Annotated in this window: 22 protein-coding genes; 10 read left to right on the forward strand and 12 right to left on the reverse strand. The window is 33.9% G+C overall.

All coding sequences use genetic code 11. The features are described 5' to 3' along the window. Positions 1-38: 38 nt before the first annotated feature. Positions 39-377: a hypothetical protein gene (locus tag IEV35_RS17490; RefSeq protein WP_188385945.1), complete on the reverse strand. Its 339-nt coding sequence runs from the start codon at positions 375-377 to the stop codon at positions 39-41. Positions 378-593: 216 nt separating this feature from the next. On the opposite strand from IEV35_RS17490, the gene IEV35_RS17495 reads away from it, so the two are divergent. Then, complete coding sequence (locus IEV35_RS17495; RefSeq protein ID WP_188385946.1) at positions 594-1,463, forward strand: ComEC/Rec2 family competence protein; 870 nt, start codon at positions 594-596, stop codon at positions 1,461-1,463. A gap of 33 nt (positions 1,464-1,496) precedes the next feature. Here IEV35_RS17495 and IEV35_RS17500 read toward each other — a convergent pair whose 3' ends face one another. Continuing rightward, positions 1,497-1,910: a hypothetical protein gene (locus tag IEV35_RS17500; RefSeq protein ID WP_188385947.1), complete on the reverse strand. Its 414-nt coding sequence runs from the start codon at positions 1,908-1,910 to the stop codon at positions 1,497-1,499. A gap of 226 nt (positions 1,911-2,136) precedes the next feature. On the opposite strand from IEV35_RS17500, the gene IEV35_RS17505 reads away from it, so the two are divergent. Genes IEV35_RS17505 through IEV35_RS17515 form a run of 3 tightly spaced genes read left to right on the forward strand, consistent with a single transcriptional unit; the run spans position 2,137 to position 4,056 of the window. Further along, positions 2,137-2,511, forward strand: a complete 375-nt coding sequence (locus IEV35_RS17505; protein ID WP_188385948.1) for a GntR family transcriptional regulator — start codon at positions 2,137-2,139, stop codon at positions 2,509-2,511. Beyond that, positions 2,501-3,355: an ABC transporter ATP-binding protein gene (locus IEV35_RS17510; RefSeq protein WP_188385949.1), complete on the forward strand. Its 855-nt coding sequence runs from the start codon at positions 2,501-2,503 to the stop codon at positions 3,353-3,355. The genes IEV35_RS17505 and IEV35_RS17510 overlap by 11 nt, the downstream gene beginning before the upstream one ends. Further along, positions 3,355-4,056, forward strand: a complete 702-nt coding sequence (locus IEV35_RS17515) for a hypothetical protein (RefSeq protein WP_188385950.1) — start codon at positions 3,355-3,357, stop codon at positions 4,054-4,056. The genes IEV35_RS17510 and IEV35_RS17515 overlap by 1 nt, the downstream gene beginning before the upstream one ends. 62 nt (positions 4,057-4,118) lie before the next feature. Here the strand turns inward: IEV35_RS17515 and IEV35_RS17520 are convergent, their stop codons facing one another. The 8 genes from IEV35_RS17520 to IEV35_RS17555 all read right to left on the reverse strand — a co-directional run bounded on the left by IEV35_RS17520 (position 4,119) and on the right by IEV35_RS17555 (position 9,694). Then, on the reverse strand, positions 4,119-4,898 hold the full coding sequence (locus IEV35_RS17520) for an ABC transporter permease (RefSeq protein WP_188385951.1): 780 nt from the start codon (positions 4,896-4,898) through the stop codon (positions 4,119-4,121). Next, on the reverse strand, positions 4,898-5,809 hold the full coding sequence (locus IEV35_RS17525) for an ABC transporter ATP-binding protein (RefSeq protein WP_188385952.1): 912 nt from the start codon (positions 5,807-5,809) through the stop codon (positions 4,898-4,900). Before IEV35_RS17525 ends, IEV35_RS17520 begins: the two co-directional genes overlap by 1 nt. Further along, positions 5,809-6,003, reverse strand: coding sequence for a PLDc N-terminal domain-containing protein (locus IEV35_RS17530; protein WP_188385953.1), 195 nt, complete (start codon positions 6,001-6,003; stop codon positions 5,809-5,811). The genes IEV35_RS17525 and IEV35_RS17530 overlap by 1 nt, the downstream gene beginning before the upstream one ends. A 36-nt stretch (positions 6,004-6,039) precedes the next feature. Continuing rightward, positions 6,040-7,137, reverse strand: a complete 1,098-nt coding sequence (locus tag IEV35_RS17535) for a DUF1648 domain-containing protein (RefSeq protein WP_188385954.1) — start codon at positions 7,135-7,137, stop codon at positions 6,040-6,042. Continuing rightward, entirely contained in the window at positions 7,138-7,527 is a 390-nt protein-coding gene (locus IEV35_RS17540; RefSeq protein ID WP_188385955.1) for a GntR family transcriptional regulator, read from the reverse strand. A 272-nt stretch (positions 7,528-7,799) separates the two neighbouring features. After that, on the reverse strand, positions 7,800-7,916 hold the full coding sequence (locus tag IEV35_RS17545) for a YfhE family protein (RefSeq protein WP_188385956.1): 117 nt from the start codon (positions 7,914-7,916) through the stop codon (positions 7,800-7,802). 65 nt (positions 7,917-7,981) lie between these two features. After that, the gene (locus IEV35_RS17550) at positions 7,982-8,536 is read right to left on the reverse strand and encodes a GNAT family N-acetyltransferase (protein ID WP_188385957.1); all 555 of its coding nucleotides are present in this window, start codon (positions 8,534-8,536) and stop codon (positions 7,982-7,984) included. Positions 8,537-8,791: 255 nt separating this feature from the next. After that, positions 8,792-9,694, reverse strand: a complete 903-nt coding sequence (locus IEV35_RS17555) for a TIGR01777 family oxidoreductase (protein ID WP_188385958.1) — start codon at positions 9,692-9,694, stop codon at positions 8,792-8,794. Positions 9,695-9,763: 69 nt separating this feature from the next. On the opposite strand from IEV35_RS17555, the gene recX reads away from it, so the two are divergent. After that, entirely contained in the window at positions 9,764-10,576 is an 813-nt protein-coding gene (gene recX / locus IEV35_RS17560; protein ID WP_229740794.1) for a recombination regulator RecX, read from the forward strand. A 25-nt stretch (positions 10,577-10,601) separates the two neighbouring features. On the opposite strand, the gene IEV35_RS17565 is transcribed toward recX, so the two are convergent. Next, complete coding sequence (locus IEV35_RS17565; RefSeq protein WP_188385960.1) at positions 10,602-11,261, reverse strand: SDR family NAD(P)-dependent oxidoreductase; 660 nt, start codon at positions 11,259-11,261, stop codon at positions 10,602-10,604. A gap of 97 nt (positions 11,262-11,358) precedes the next feature. On the opposite strand from IEV35_RS17565, the gene IEV35_RS17570 reads away from it, so the two are divergent. Then, entirely contained in the window at positions 11,359-11,694 is a 336-nt protein-coding gene (locus IEV35_RS17570; RefSeq protein WP_188385961.1) for a YfhH family protein, read from the forward strand. 469 nt (positions 11,695-12,163) lie between these two features. On the opposite strand, the gene IEV35_RS17575 is transcribed toward IEV35_RS17570, so the two are convergent. Next, positions 12,164-13,153, reverse strand: coding sequence for a metal-dependent hydrolase (locus IEV35_RS17575; protein WP_188385962.1), 990 nt, complete (start codon positions 13,151-13,153; stop codon positions 12,164-12,166). Between the two features lie 84 nt (positions 13,154-13,237). On the opposite strand from IEV35_RS17575, the gene mutY reads away from it, so the two are divergent. The 4 genes from mutY (at position 13,238) to IEV35_RS17595 (ending at position 17,202) form a co-directional block, all read left to right on the forward strand. Continuing rightward, the gene (gene mutY, locus IEV35_RS17580) at positions 13,238-14,311 is read left to right on the forward strand and encodes an A/G-specific adenine glycosylase (protein WP_188385963.1); all 1,074 of its coding nucleotides are present in this window, start codon (positions 13,238-13,240) and stop codon (positions 14,309-14,311) included. A gap of 96 nt (positions 14,312-14,407) precedes the next feature. Continuing rightward, entirely contained in the window at positions 14,408-14,575 is a 168-nt protein-coding gene (locus IEV35_RS17585) for a gamma-type small acid-soluble spore protein (protein WP_188385964.1), read from the forward strand. 257 nt (positions 14,576-14,832) lie between these two features. Then, positions 14,833-15,363: a nucleoside tri-diphosphate phosphatase gene (gene ntdP / locus IEV35_RS17590; RefSeq protein ID WP_188385965.1), complete on the forward strand. Its 531-nt coding sequence runs from the start codon at positions 14,833-14,835 to the stop codon at positions 15,361-15,363. Positions 15,364-15,459: 96 nt separating this feature from the next. Then, complete coding sequence (locus tag IEV35_RS17595; protein ID WP_188385966.1) at positions 15,460-17,202, forward strand: ABC transporter ATP-binding protein; 1,743 nt, start codon at positions 15,460-15,462, stop codon at positions 17,200-17,202. The last annotated feature ends 55 nt before the right edge of the window (positions 17,203-17,257 follow it).

Raw genomic sequence — 17,257 nt, forward strand, 5'->3', positions numbered from 1 at the left:
TAATGCTTCTCATAAGGAGAGCATTATACCTTCTTTTTTTAAGACTTAGAATAAGAATTTATCATAAATGATAGATGAACGTTTTCTAATTCACACATTTGAAAAGCAACGTCATATCTACTCTCAACTGCTTCTGCAAATTCATTATACTTCTCTTCCGAAAGCGATTTCTGCCAAGCGAATTGAAAATGAAATAAATCATCTTTTCCTCTATCGACTGGATTCATGGCCATACCTTTTTGAGTTGTCTGTGCATTTGCTTGAGCTGCTAAGTTTAACAGAAGTACTTCTAGAATCTTTTGTTCACGCTCGTTAAAATCATTTCCTTCTGAATTGACTAATACATTAACCATTGCTACGTTAATAAAAATCTCCACCTTTATCTGTTATTTATATCTGTAATCCCTCTAAAGAATGAAGTTTTGTACTCATAACGCATTCCCCCTTTTCCAATAATATATATATTCGCAATCAAATCATTAAATCCTTTATTAAAACAAAGTAGATTAAAAGTTGGAAAAAACTTTAGTAAATAAATGCCTGCCTGTAGGTACAAAATAATAAAGAACTTCTCTAAAAAGGATGTAACGTATATGTTGCAATGCAGAAGAATAATTACCCTTATGTTTTTCTTACTTGTCTTTGTAACATTTGACTGTACACCTATCCATAGTCTTGCTAAAAAGATGGATGTACATTTTATTAATGTAGGACAAGGGGACAGCATATTTATCCAGACCCCAAATGATAAAAATATATTAATTGATGGGGGACCACCAAAAGCAGGAAAAAAAGTGGTGAATTACTTGAAAGGTCTTGGTATAAAAGAAATTGATCTCATTATAGCTACTCATCCAGACCGGGACCATATTGGTGGATTACCTACAGTAATGAAAGAGTTTAAAGTTAAAGAGATATTAGATTCAGGTAAACTGCATGTGACACGTGCCTATGCAAATTATATGAATGAAATTCGTAAACAGAAGATACCGTTAACAGTTGCAAAAGCTGATAAAGAAATTCGTATTGATACATTACTCGATTTTCGAATTCTAAATGCTTATGGTAAATATAAAAATAATAACCAATCATCCATTGCACTTAAATTAAGTTATAACGATGTTGATTTTTTATTTTTGGGTGACATTGAAGATGAACAAGAAACAAAGATTGGGAAAAAATACGATGTACGAGCAGAAATAATTAAAATAGCTCATCACGGTTCAAAAACAAGTAGTTCTAAAAACTTTCTAGAACAAGTAAAGCCCAAAGTAGCGATTATTACTTATAGTCAATATAATGACTATGGCCACCCGGTCAATCGAGTCATTCAACGGTTGATGGAACTTGATACGAATATTTTTTCAACTGCAGTACATGGTGATTTAGTGGTCCATACAGAGGGAGAAAACTATCTCGTCTATCCTCAAAAATCGCCATTACAGTTTTTACTAGAAAGCTGATAATAGAAGGGGACAGTCGCTGGACTATCCCCCTTAAATTACTTGCATCACAAGGTAAATAATAAAAAATGAGATCCACAGAGTATCTATTATTGCTAAATACAATCCGATTTTCGACTTTTTTACTTTTGGCAAGCTATTATTGAATAACGTATCATATAAGCCTACAACAAATAATACAAATAGCATTATTGTTAGAATTAAATTATCAATAAAAGTAATTGCAATAAGATACATCAGCCAACGACGGATAAAATTAAAAAGTAATCCAATCACCATAACTGAAAAGCTATTAGGGTTAAAAAATATTTCTTCTTCTGGTGAAAGTTCTTCAAGTCCTTTTTGGATTTTTTTGTGTTCTCTTAAATAATCAATATTAATCCATAAAATTACTAATCCATAAATTATGATATAGATTTCTACATTATTACTTACAATTTCGAACATCGTAATCCCCTTTGTATATGGTTACACTCTTTGTATGTATTACGAAGTATAGTAGATAAGGTTTCAGAAGAATAAATATATTCATCCAAAAAAGGGGCAGTCACTCTATATGCTAGAGTGACTGCCCTTTTTAAAAATAATTTTTCTGAAAAGTATTGACTTTCAGATGTTAATGTTCTATGGTTAGTTACATAAGTAATTAACCATAGAACGAAGGAGCTTAAAGATGAAAAATAGTTTGGATGATAACAAGCCAATATTCCTTCAAATAAAAGAACAATTAGAAGACTCCATTATAAATGGCGAAATAAAAGCAGGTGAGCGGGTACCGTCAACTAATGAATTTGCAGCCTTTTACAAAATAAATCCTGCAACAGCTGCAAAAGGGATAAACGAGCTTGTAGTAGAAGATATTTTGTTCAAACGAAGGGGTGTCGGTATGTTTGTGACAGATCACGCGAAAGAAATTCTAATAGCTAAGCGGAAACAAACCTTCTTTGAAAGGTACATCTTGCCTTTGAAAGAAGAAGCTAGAAAGTTAAACATTACTGAAACAGAGTTGCTAAGTATGATGAAAGGGGATGATAATAATGAAAATTGAAGTAAAAAATCTAACAAAGAAATATGGTGCAAAAACTGCTTTAAATTCTATTTCTTTTACGTTAGAAGAACCAGGAATATATGGTTTATTAGGTCGAAATGGGGCAGGAAAGACTACTTTCATGGAAATTTTAGCAGGACAGATTATTGCTTCTGACGGAGAGATACTCATTGAAGGAAAAAATCCATTTGATAACCAAGAGCTTACAGAGTCGATTTGTTTAATAAAAGAAGGACAAAATTTTAAAAAGGATTTAACGATCAAAAATGTGTTAAAAATTAGTTCGTTCTTTTATCCGAATTGGGATGAGGCTTTAGCATTAGAATTAGTGAAGGAATATAACTTAGATGTAAAAGCAAAAGTAAAATCATTGTCTAAAGGAATGGAATCTGCACTTGGAATTATTGTAGGGCTTGCAAGTAAGGCACCTATCACTATTTTTGATGAACCTTATATCGGTTTAGATGCTGCAGCTCGTAAAAAGTTCTACCAAATATTGTTAGAGGAATATGAAGAAAATCCAAGAACGATTATTTTCTCTACTCATTTAATCGATGAAGTAAGTCTAATGTTTGAAGAAGTACTAATTATTCAAGATGGAGAATTAGCACTTCAGGAAAATGCAGATGTTTTAAGAAATAGTGCCTACGCAGTGTCAGGAAAGAGCGAACAAGTAGAAAAATTTATTAAGAATAAGAGAGTGTTAGATACAAAGAAATTAGCTGGAATGATGACTGCTTATGTATATGGGCATATTGAAGAAGCAAAGTTAACAGGTTTGTCTGTTGAAGGTGTACCGATTCAAGAATTAATGATCTATCTTACTGAGAGAGGTGCTTCATAATGAATAACCAAATAAAAGGGTTACTTTATTTTTATGTTAATGACTTTAGACATTCTTTTCTCATATTCTGGTCTATTCTTTTGTTGGTATTAGTAGTTTCCATTTCCTTTTCCATATTCTTACTTGGATATGAAGATGGGATGATGGCCTTTGGGTTCCCATTTGGAATTTACTTTTACTGCGCATTTTTAGGATTTTTAGCAGTAAAAGAAAGTATCCCGTTTGCAATTAAGATAGGAGCGACACGTAAGAATATTTTTATTAGTATTGGTTTGTTCTTCATATTATTAGCTATTTTCAAAGCATTGGTTGCTAATATTATTCAAGAATTAGTCTTATTAATTGTTGATAATGCAAATATCACCTCATTTTTGTTCATACATCCAGCAATGATGTTTGACGATACATGGTTTAATCGAGTTATCATCGATATTTGTATGATGTTCTTCTTACTAGCTGCCATGTTTGTATTTGGTCTACTGTTTTACAAATTTGGAATCGCTGGTGGAGGTGCTGTAACTGGAGTATTAGGTGTGGCGTTATTATTAGGGATGGCAAAAGGATGGATCTTCGATTTTATTTCTAATCTAGTAAAACAAATTGATATCGTATTTTTCTATCAAGTATTAGGAATAGGATTTCTCTTCTTCCTTATCTCCTTCATTTTCTTAAGAAGAATTACGATAGAGAAAAAGAGATAATAAAATAAGGAACAAGTAATAGAAATATTACTTGTTCCTTTTTAGGGGGACAGTCCCCCTAATTAAGATATAACCATTTCTTTTCGTTTGAATATTTGAACCGAGGAAACTAATAATAACAACGAAATGCCAAATGTTATACCTGCTGTTATCCATAAGTCACTTACTACTTCACCATTTACTAAAGACTCAAAAATATAATCAGATAAATTGTTCGGGCTCCAATCCAACACATATTGGAATATCTCTGTGACAAGACTCATTGCCATGATCGTTAATATTGTAAAAAAGGCAACTAGACCAGTAGATTTAACTACCGAACTATAAAAAATAGTTAAAGATACAACAAATGTAAGCCATACACCAAAGAAGAAAAAGATTGTTAAGAATTCTGTAAAGCTTAAGTTTCCAAAGAGAATGTTAATATAGTACCAATGAACTAAGATACCAAAGAACAGCGATGCCCAAACTAAGAGTAAAAATGATACCCACTTTGCACTAATATAATTCCAAAAGGAAACAGGCTTAACTAGCACAAGTTCAGAAACACCACTTTTTCTTTCTCCAGTAATTGTTCCCATCGTAATTAATACAACTATTAATACTCCTAAACTACTTAGTTGACCGAGCGTAATAAGAACAACTTCAGCTGGTGCAAATTCAGGCATCTCGATAACAGTACCTTCTGGCATTCCACCAACAGAATCAAGAATTTGTGGCATAAAATAAGTAGTTAATGGATCCATTATTGATAATAAGATGATTACCAAAGGAACCCAAATCCATTTTTTATTACGCCAGTTTTCTAATAGTTCTTTTTTTAATAGCGTCATCCACTGCATTAGGAATTCACCACCTTCATAAACATATCTTCTAGAGAAGCCTTATTAATAGAGAAGGTTGTAACTGGCCAGTTTTCTGTCAGGACTAAATTGAGGATCTCTTTTCTAGCATTATTTAAATGGTCTGAAGTAATGTATAGAATATCTCGTTCTATCTTTGTATTTAAGACGGCTTGAAGATTATTAATTCTGTCTACATACTTTGTAATATCATCATCGACTTGTAATTCAATTACAGTTGTTTGATATTTCTTCCGTAATTCTGTTAATTTTCCAGATTCGATTACTTTTCCATCATTCAGTAAAATTAATTCATCGCTAATTTCTTCTGCATCATTTAGAATATGGGTTGAAAAAAGAATCGTCATTTCTTCTTTTAATTTTTCCATTAAGATGAGTACTTCTCTTCTTCCGATTGGATCAAGAGATGCTACCGGTTCATCTAAAATCAATAGTTTTGGTTTATGGATAATTGCTTGAGCAATACCGAGGCGCTGTTTCATTCCTCCAGAATAACGAGATATTCGTTCATCTTGAGCTTCTCTCGAAATACCAACTTCCTTGAGTAATTCATCTGCTCTTTTGTTAGCTTCTTCTTTTGAAAGATTTGCTAATTTTCCACTAAAAGTGAGAAATTCTCTTCCAGTCATCCATGTATGAAAGGCTGGATATTGTGGTAAATAGCCAATAAACTCTCGGATATCCGGTGTTTTGTTTTGTGATTCAAAATAAATGGAACCAGATGTTGGTTTTAACAATCCTGCAAGCATTCGTAATGTAGTCGTTTTTCCTGCACCATTTGGTCCAATTAAAGCAACACATTTATGATGACCAAATTCTATATCAATTCCATTTACTACTGTTTTCTTACCATACGTCTTCGTTAGTTTCTGGACCTTTACTAAAGTCATTAATCCCTCCTCCTTCCAAAGATGAAGTAGATAATTGGACCAAGTATGCTTAAGAAAGCTACTATGACCCAAATCCATTTAGGGCCATTTGTTTCCTTAATTCTTATTATGTCGATGATTGCAACAATGAATAATACTACTTGAATAATAATAAGAGGTAAGAAAAGTTGAATATTCTCTGTAAGTACTTCCATACATTGTACACTCCTTCTAATAAATTTTAGTTATAGTTACATTCCTAAAAGGTAAGGAATTCCAACTGCTATAGCAATGATTCCAATAAAGAAAACCCATGCCATTGGTCTACCAAGGTTGATTGTCCATCCAACCCCGAATCGCTTCTCAAGAAATAGAGCAGGATCTTTTGGATTAAAATAGAATACACCTAACTTCCAATACTTATCTTCATCTCGATTAATCACTTCACCATTAGCACCCATAGATATTTTTACTCGGCTTCCACCTTGACCAGTTGTAACCGATAAAATGATAGCCCAAACCGTTATAATTAGAGCAAAAATCATTGGTACAATCGTCATTAATTGTTGGTTAACAGGATAGATCAGAGAGAGCTGCATAAATGATAATAATATCGTTGTCCCTAATCCAGTTCCAATTAGAAATGCGCTCCACCTTCTTCTGAAGATAATATTTTGCTGTAATGATTCTTCTGGTCTTTCTGCACTTATTTGCTGTTTAGCTTTAGCAATCATTGTATTTAAAAACATAAATAATAATGTTAAATAAAGACTCATTATAGGCATCATTAAAACAGAACGCTCTGATTTTGTTGCCCAATTTGTGATCTCTCCATCAAAGTTATATTGCATAGGGATTTTCTCTGGAATTTTGTCGTAATTTATAAAAGTAAGTGCAATCATTGCAAAGGTAATAATAAAAGAAATAGTAAACCATAAATTAGAATGATTTAACTTTTTACTACGAAAATCAGTTTTTACAAAAGTTGCTTGAGATTTCTCTTTACTCCAGTTTTCTTGTTGTTTTAGCTGTTTCATGATGCGGTGGAAATAGAGGTAGATTAAAAAAGTGGCAAATAAATAGATAAAAACAAGACCAGAAAAATAAAGACTAAGTGTGGTATCGTCCATGTTTGTAGAACCTAGTAGTAGAAATACAATAGTTAGGATTAAGCTGGCTATTCCAGAGTAGATGACATATTTTTTTCGTAGCTGTTTAATGTTATCTGCATGATAAACATCTTCAGGAATAGAAACACCAAAACTTTCGGTACGCCTCGTCCAATATGGTATAAACATAGTAGAAATAAATGCGGGTATTAAAATAACAAGTAAGTAGATCACATTCATTTACGTATTACCTCCTTTAAAAGTTTCAAATAATTGCTTACATTGTTTAATGAACTCCTCTTCACTAACATCTCGACAGATTGATTCAGCAATTAGAGGGCGTAGACTTTTTTCTATTCGCTGCCTAAAATCTTCATCCGCCTTAGGAACACCATCTGGATTAATAACTACCCCTTTTTGTCTATGGATAAGAATATAGCCTTCTTGTTTTAACTGTTTATATGCTTTGTTAACTGTATGAAGATTGATACCAATATCTGCAGCTAATGAACGAACAGAAGGAAGACCTTCACCTGGCTGTAATTCCTTACGTGCAATTCCTTCTATAATCTGATCGACTAATTGTTGGTATATAGGATCATTGGATTCAAAATCTAATTGTATAAGCACATATAGCACACTCCTTCGCTTAGTATAGTTGTAATAACTGTTATACTTATAATATAACAGTTGCTTTTTGATGTCAATAGGTAAAAATAATCACAGTTTTTTCCACAGGGGTCTTGCTAATATAAAACGATTTTTAGGGTTTATCCACATTATCCACAAGGGGTTGTGAATAGTTATTAACAAATAACTGTGTACAAAGGGGTGGGGGATATGGTCTTTTGAGGGAATGTATTAGCAGGAGTTAAAGAGGAAAAATAAAAAACAGACCGAGATTAACTTCGGTCTGTTCGTTGTCTTGCACGGTCTGCTTTTTTAAATTCTTTTTGGTATAAAACTTCCTGTGTTTTATTTAAAAACTTATCTCTTACCTCGCGTTTTTCTTTAGCCATGGTTATCCCTCACTCATACATTATTACTGTTTAGAATAACCAAAAAATGTAATTAATATACAGTGTTATACGACCTCTTCATCGACGTTTGCGTCAACATGAGCGAATTGTTTGTATGAAAGATAATGCTCTTTAGAAATCGCAAAAATATCATAAATCTCTTCAGCTTGATTAATTTTTTGGTAGACTTCAGGGTAAATGGTGTTGCCTAGAGCAACATAAGGAAGTTTTAGAACGGCCTTGGTGGAACGGATGTTGGATTTTCGAACTTTCATGAAGATTGTTTCAATATCATATTCGAAAAATAGCTCATCGAAAAACTGTTCTTTCGCTAAGCGATTATAACCCTTTCCAAAATAAGGCTGGCCAATCCATGTTGCTAAAAAACCGTGATTTTGTTCAATATCAAATAAGTTAATTGTGCCAATTGGCTGTTGATATTCATCCAAAATCGTCCTTGAGATCAGCTCACCGTGTTCTTCAGCTTCGATTGTTTTCTTTGTTAAGAAATAGAATTCATCTGTTGTCGTTGCTTTATGTCTAACATATGGAAATACTTCTGGGTGGGACATCAGTTCAAATAAAACTGGCACCTCATGTAAATCACGCTTTTTTAGCATAAAAAAACCCTCCTTATTTATGCAGGAGGGTATCCAAAAAAAGAGAGATTCTAGTTGGAAGCCCACCCGCGAATTTTTATTAAGATCAACAAAAATTCGGGGTGGGAATCGAACCCACTAGAACCTGTTAAACAGGTGGCGCACCATTTGCCTTCCCTATTATATTTTGACAAACGTCTCTTGTAACAATACATATAATACTATGAAATACTGCAAAAGGGAACTACTTTTTTAACAAAAAAATCGACAAAAATATTAATTTTTCTTTACACGTTGAAAACATTGATGGAGAGCTAGTTCTAGTGTCGGATACGTAAATTGAAAACCTTCATTTAACGCTTTTTTTGGTAACACATATTGTCCTTTTAATACAAGTTGACTCATCTCACCAGTTGCGATTCGGATGATAGCACCCGGAGTAGGAAACCAATAAGGCCTTTTAAGACTTTTAGATAAAATTTGATTGAACTCTTGATTCCTTAGAGGATTTGGTGCAGTCACATTAAGTGCACCTTGTATTGATTTTTTATTGATGACATAAATGATTAGGTCTACGGCATCTTGAATATGAACCCAAGAGGTCCATTGATTGCCATTACCAATCCGTCCACCAAAGTATAGTTTTGTTGGTAGTGCCATTAATGGTAAAGCCCCACCATCCATACCTAAAATTACTCCAAATCTCGCAAAAACAGTTCGAATGTCTAGCTTTTCTGCCTCTTTTGCGGTGTTCTCCCACTCAACGACTACGTCAGCTAGAAAATCATTTCCTGGTTCTACAGTATTTTCAGTAAAAATCTTTTCATCCGATGTACCGTAGTAACCTACTGCAGAACCACTAATAAATACTTCAGGCTTTTTCTTCATTTTTGACATTAATTCAACAAGAAATTTAGTTGATTCAATTCTACTAGACTTAATCTTTTCCTTTTTAGTTTTAGTCCAATATCCGTATAAACTTTCACCAGCAAGGTTAATCACTACGTCGATTGGCGGAAGGTCCATCGTGTTTGAATAACTTATGTAAAAGGTTCTTTTTGTGTTAGAGAATGTGTTAGGTGTACGAGTTAATATGTAGGAATGGTGGCCTAATGATGATAATTGTTCAACTAGTTTACTTCCTACAAAACCTGTACCACCTGAAATTAGTATATTCATAATGTTTCTCCTCACTTCCATTAATCTATTGTTTATTCCATGTTATGATAGTCAAAAGAGGTGATGAACGTGCCCAAAACAATAAGTAGAATTACGACACAGAAAAATAGTAAACAACGATATAATATATATTTTGTTGAAGGAAATCATGATAAGTACGCCTTCAGTGTGGACGAAGCAGTATTAATTGAATACGGATTACGTAAAGGACTTGAATTAGATGAAGCAACAATTGACCTTATTAAGAAACAAGATTCCATTCAAAAGTCTTATTTACTTGCAATTAACTATTTAAGTTATCGGATGAGGTCTAAAAAAGAATTGTATGATTACTTAGCAAAGAAAGAGGTTGAACCACCACATATTGATGAAATCATGAAGCGCTTAATGAAAGAAGGGCTTATTAATGATCAGCAATTTGCTGAAGCATTTACGATAACCCGAATGAATACAACGTCCAAAGGTCCAATGTTAGTAAAACGAGAGTTAATGGAAAAAGGAATTGAGGCTGCAATTGCTGATAAAGTCATTAACCTCTACACATATGATACACAATTTGAGAAGGCTTTAAAATGGGTGAATAAAAAACTCGGGAATAGTAAGAAAGATTCTTTTAATAAAAAATTAGAACAGCTCCGAATGACGTTAATACAGAAAGGTTTTACCTCTGATGTTGTCCAAGCTGTAATCTCTTCTGTTGTGGATAATCGTGATGACACTGAAGAATGGGAGTCATTGGTGTATCATGGGGAAAAGTTAATTAGGAAACATACTGGAAAAAAATCCGGATATGAACTTAAAATGAAAGTGAAAGAAGGACTATATCGAAAAGGATTTCCAATTGATCTCATTAATCAGTTTATTGATGAGGAGATAGAGTAAATAGAGAGTGGAAAAATCCACTCCTCTATCGATCAATCACAATTTCTTTACGCCCATCATCTTCCGCAAAGATTTGTTGAGCTACTACTTCTGGCCCTTTTAATCTTGTTGGATCTTTAACATGTTCCGATTTATCCCAGAATGGAGTATTCATCCCGCCCATGTATACGGCAGTAATCGAAAAGTCTTCTTTCTCCCATTCTTGTTGAAGTGCTTCCGTAAAGCCTCTTACGGCAAACTTACTTGCACAATAAACAGATTCATTTACTTTACCGTGCAATCCAGCCGTCGAAATAATAGTGAGAATCCGTCCTTTACTTTCGCGAATTAATGGTAGTGCATGCTGAACAGTAAGAATTGTTCCTTTTACATTGGTGTTAAGTGTTTTTTCAATATCATCCACTCTGTAATCGTCAAGTGGTCCAAATGTTCCGATTCCCGCATTGCTAATAAAGACATCTAATTTACCAATTCTTTGAAAAGCGATTTGGATTGAAGCTATTTCCCTAACATCACAAAGAACAACTTCTGCATCGCCGCCATTTTCTAGTATTTGGTATTGGACAACCTGTAATGGGTCATTTCTTCTCCCAAGTAAAAAAACTTTATAGCCATTGTTAGCATATTCAAATGCTAATGCTCTTCCTAGTCCTGTTCCCGCTCCCGTGATAGCAACTGTAGGCATTACTGTAACCACCTTTTTGTTTTTTTATAATGTATTTCCATTTTAATTGTCCTAAATTGTTGCTAAAATGTAAAGAGAGTGGAAGGGAGACTATCATATGAATTATAGATATAGTGATTTATCTATTGAACAACTATATGCTTTAGTAGGGGAATTTAAGGAAAAAGCTCAGAAGGCAGAGCAATTAGGAAATATTAGTGAAGTTCAAATATATGAAAGAAAAATGCAAGTAGCGTTATCTTATACATTGAATCCAGAAGATTTTACACCTGGTCGCACATATGAATTTCGAAATGATCCAGGTCATCGATTTAAAATAAACTATTTAGAAGGAATTTTTGCTTGGGGTCACCGCGTTAACTTATTAGACGAAGTGTATGAAAAGGAAGAAGCATTTCCAATTTCCTTGTTAGGGAAGCGGCTGAATGACTAATTAGGAATGAGTCGAGTTATGTTCCTCTAATAAAAGAGATATATTTGGATGGGTCACATAGCATTGGTCTATGTGACCTTTTTAGAGTGTTTAAGAAAATTTGGTCAGATTGATGGATTCTATAAGCCCTTTTAGTGATAATTACCACAGTTAGGTCAAATAGAAGTATTCTATAGGACCTAACGACCGGATATTAGCTGAAAAGGTCATATTGGAGAGGTCTATGTACCCTTTTACCTTGATACAAACTGAACTGGTCACATAGAAACATCCTATGTGACTTTTTAATCTAATTTGAGCTATTAAAGTCATATAGAAGCGTTCTATGTGCCCTTTCACAACATTACTATTAAATATGGGAACATACAGTTCTTTATAAACTATTGGTACATGCCGCCAACGGTTGCAAATTAGAACCAATTCAATAAAAAACAAGAGAGGCTTAAATTAAGCACTTCTCTCGTTTAGTTTATAAGACTGGGTTATCCCCAACATATAGTTTGTTTTGTAATTTATGCTCTGAGAATATCCATCCTGTGTAGGAGCTAATGATTTCATTTTCCCTATTAATTTGTACAACTGCTACGAATGGATAATAGGTTTTTGAGCGATATCGTAAATCGATAAAACGAACTTCAGTATAATCATCATACTCATTAATCTCCCAACGATATACAGGTGAAAAGGATAAAAATGCGGATATATTACTATCTTTTCTGGCGATATCGATAAGGGGAGAGTTTGGTAATGGAACCTTTTCAAATTCATCTACAATTTCTATATGTCCATTTTCTACGGTACCTACATAGAAATGTGTCTCCGTTGTAATAGCAACTCGCCAATAATTTTGCTTGACCGTTGGTGATGTTGCGACTTCTGTCATACCTGGAAAATATTCCTTAATGGTGTTTACAATTTCTTTCTTATCCATATATCGTTTAATGTAATATAATAGAATCACTGCATAAATGATAATCCATGTAATGCCAGGATGTGCACCCAGTATCCATGCAACGATTCCTGCTAAGTGTAAAGTAAATATATACGGATCAAATGTATTAATAAAACCATGCGCTATCCAGCGATTTGTAAAAGGGCGATATGCCTGGGTACCATAAGCATTAAATATATCGACAAAAACATGGACAATCACAGCAAATGCCGTCCATCCATAGAGGTGCCAAAAGTTAACTTGTGGTACAAAAAGATGAATTAAGCTTGCGATTAATACGCCCCAAAAGATGACAGCTGGAACTGAATGGGTTAAACCTCGATGGTGTCTTATATAAGTTGCATTATTACGTAATTTTAAAACTGTATCAAAATCCGGTGCATGAGAGCCGACAATAGTCCCGACTAGTACAGCATTAAATAATGTGGGGTCACTATTTACGACCGGGTCTAGTGTAGATAGACCTGCCAGGGCTACTCCCATGACAATGTGAGTTCCTGTATCCATTAAATTAGATTTCCTCCTATATAAAGTATAGTGGAATAAAAGTTCAATTGTGTATATCTAGTGTACCATAAAGGAAGTGTTTATATGACGGATCCAAAGACTTCGTTACAAAATTTTAATATTAAGGAATTTCAGAATGACCTTCTAACATGGTACTACGCAAATAAGCGTGACTTACCCTGGAGAAGAACAAACGACCCTTACAAAGTCTGGGTCTCTGAAATTATGCTTCAACAAACTAAAGTTGATACGGTTATTCCGTACTTTTATAACTTTATTGAACAATTCCCAACAGTCTATGATTTAGCTAATGCTGAGGAACAAGAGGTGTTAAAAGCTTGGGAAGGGCTTGGTTATTACTCGCGTGCACGCAATTTGCAACATGCCGTACGGGAAGTAGTGGAAAGATATGATGGAAAAGTTCCAAGTAAACCTAAAGAGTTAGAAGGGCTGAAGGGGATTGGTTCATATACAAAAGGTGCAATTCTTTCCATTGCATTCAATCAACCGGAACCTGCAGTTGATGGTAATGTTATGCGTGTTTTTTCTCGTGTACTTAATATTGATGATGACATTGCCCAAGCAAAAACAAAGAAATTATTCGAAACTTTAACGAGAGAAGTAATATCGCATGAAGACCCTTCTTCGTTTAATCAGGCAATCATGGACTTAGGAGCAACAATCTGTACGCCCAAATCACCTACTTGTCTACTTTGCCCTGTACAAGAACATTGCCGAGCATTTGATTTAGGGGTGGAACAGCAATTGCCTATCAAATCAAAGGCAAAGAAAAACAAAACACAGTCATATGCTGTATTGTTAATTGAAAATGAACAGGGAGAAATAGGTATTGAACAGCGTCCTGAAGAAGGACTATTAGCCAACTTATGGCAATATCCTATGGTTCCATTAGAAGAGAATTCGATAGAAAAAATCGAGGAATGGATATACTCGAATCATGGATTCACCATTAAATTAGGTAAAAAACAAGGAGAATTAAAACATGTCTTCTCCCACCTAACATGGAATTTAGATATATATACTGCCTTGTTAATAGAAGATAATATAAAGAATAAAAATATTAAATTTGTACCTAAACAAGAACTTATTAACTATCCATTTCCTGTTTCACATTTAAGGATGAAGCAATATATATAATTACTTTGACTCCCAGTTTTTGTTAATATCTCAATTTAATTTACATGGATAACCAAAAAGTAAATGGAGATATTATAACTGTCGGAGGTGATAAATATGGCAAACCCAAAGAAAACAGCTTCAGGCACTAACGTGCAGCATGTAAAACAACAAAATGCTCAAGCTCAACAAGGCCAAGGGAAGTATGGTACAGAATTTGCTTCTGAAACTGATGCACAACAAGTAAGAAAGCAAAACCAACAATCTCAAGCTAACAAAAAATAATTATACCTACCCTCGAATTAAAAGAAGAGCTTTCTCTCTCCCGAAAGCTCTTCTTTTTTATTGTGAAATTCAAGAAAAAAACTACCAGGCATAAGAGATTACCCTTCCATTATTACCATTAGATTCCTAAATACTTTAAATTTTAATTCGTACCCCTTATAATAGATAGAAAAATAGGTGGACATCCATACATGAAGTATCTTCCAAGAATAAGGACCATCTAAATTGTTTAAGTTTTTAGAATGGGAAGGGATCAGATGACTGCTCCGAGTGCTGGATCAGATATACAAATAAAAAGTTACAAACACGATGGCCATTTACATCGGGTGTGGGAGAGCACAATTGTTTTGAAAGGGACAGAACAGGTTATCATCGGGGCAAATGATAAAACATTAGTCGTTGAAAGTGATGGTCGTACCTGGATTACAAGAGAACCTGCAATTTGTTACTTTCATGCCAAGCATTGGTTTAATGTCATTGGAATGCTTCGTAATGATGGTATTCATTATTATTGTAATATTAGCTCGCCATTTGTTTTTGAGGAGAATTCCATTAAGTATATTGACTATGACTTAGATTTAAAAGTGTATCCTGATATGACTTATGATTTATTAGATGAGGATGAATATCAGATTCATCGAGATAAAATGAACTACCCTGGAGTTCTTGACCGGATTCTTTATAATAATATTGCTGATTTACAACGATGGGTGCAACAACGAAAAGGACCGTTTTCTCCAGGTTTTGTTGATCAGTGGTATGAGCGATTTCTTACATATCGATTTTAGCAATAATATAGGAACCTTGTTACTTTTGTAGCAAGGGTTTTACTTTTTTGAGGCATATTAGGTAATACCTAAAATACATAAAGAAAGTTGATGGACATGAGTAGTATTAAACAGTACATGGAGTATGTAAAACCATATAAATGGAAAATATTATGGACAATTTTGATAGGTATTGTCAAATTTGGAATTCCATTATTAATTCCATTGATATTGAAGTATGTAATTGATGACATTATTGAACAAGATGCGTGGTCTATTGACGAAAAAACATCACATTTATTTTGGATGATGGGTGGTGCATTTATCATTTTCCTCGTACTTCGTCCACCTGTCGAATATTACCGTCAATACTTGGCACAGTGGGTAGGCAATAAAATCCTTTATGACATAAGGGATAGACTGTTTGACCATATGCAAAAGTTAAGTCTTAGATACTATTCTACGACAAAAACTGGCGAAATAATTTCCCGGGTAATAAATGATGTCGAACAAACGAAGAATTTTGTGATTACTGGATTAATGAATGTTTGGCTTGATTTAATTACAATATTAATTGCGATTAGTATTATGTTAACACATGATGTTCCACTTACATTTGTCGCTATCGCATTATTTCCGTTGTTTGGGTTTGCAATTAAGTATTTTTATGGTCGCTTAAGAAATCTTACTCGCGAAAGGTCACAAGCATTAGCTGAAGTGCAAGGGCATTTACATGAACGAGTACAAGGTGTACAAGTCACGAGAAGTTTTGCGCTGGAAGATTATGAACAAAAGCAATTTGATAATGAAAATAATAAGTTCCTTCATAAAGCATTAGAACATACAAATTGGAATGCAAAAACATTTGCTGTGACAAATACGATTACGGATTTAGCACCACTACTAGTTATTACCTATTCAGGTTACCAAGTTATTATTGGCAACATGTCACTTGGTACAATGATCTTATTCTTTGGTTATTTAGAAAGGGTATATAGCCCGTTAAGAAGATTAATAAATTCTTCGACAGTTCTTGTTCAGTCAATCGCTTCAATTGACCGTGTTTTTGAGTTTATGAATGAACCATATGATATTGTCGATAAGCCAAATGCAATTAAAGCAGAACGGATCCATGGTGATATCTCATTTGAAAATGTATCATTTCGCTATGAGGAAAATGAAGTGTTAAAAAATATTAATTTAGAAGTCAAACAAGGTGAAACCATTGCATTAGTCGGAATGAGTGGCGGAGGAAAATCAACCTTGATAAGTTTAATTCCTCGTTTTTATGATGTATCTGGTGGGTCATTAAAAATTGATGGGGTAGATATCTGTGACTATGAAGCACGAACACTCCGAGATAAAATTGGAATGGTACTTCAAGACAATATTTTATTTGGAGATACAGTAGCAATGAATATACGAATGGGAAATCCACATGCAACAGACGAAGAAGTGATTGAGGCTGCTAAAGCAGCAAATGCTCATGATTTTATAATGGAATTACCTGAAGGTTATAACACATTAGTTGGGGAAAGAGGTGTAAAACTTTCAGGAGGACAAAAGCAGCGTGTAGCTATTGCAAGAGTGTTCTTGAAGAATCCTCCAATTCTCATTTTTGATGAAGCAACTTCTGCTTTAGACTTAGAGAGTGAACATATGATACAAGAAGCAATGGAAAAGCTTGCATCAGACCGAACTACATTTATCGTTGCTCATCGACTGGCTACTATAACACATGCAGATAGAATTGTAGTCATTGAAAATGGGGAAATAACAGAAGTAGGTTCTCATTCCGAACTAATGGAATCAAAAGGTAGTTATTATGACTTGTACCAAGTCCAACATTTAGATGATTGAATTTAACAGTAGAAAATGAAACTTTACTGGAGTTTGATACGTATATAAGCTATGT

It is taken from the genome of Ornithinibacillus halotolerans, from assembly GCF_014637405.1.
Lineage (GTDB): Bacteria > Bacillota > Bacilli > Bacillales > Amphibacillaceae > Ornithinibacillus > Ornithinibacillus halotolerans.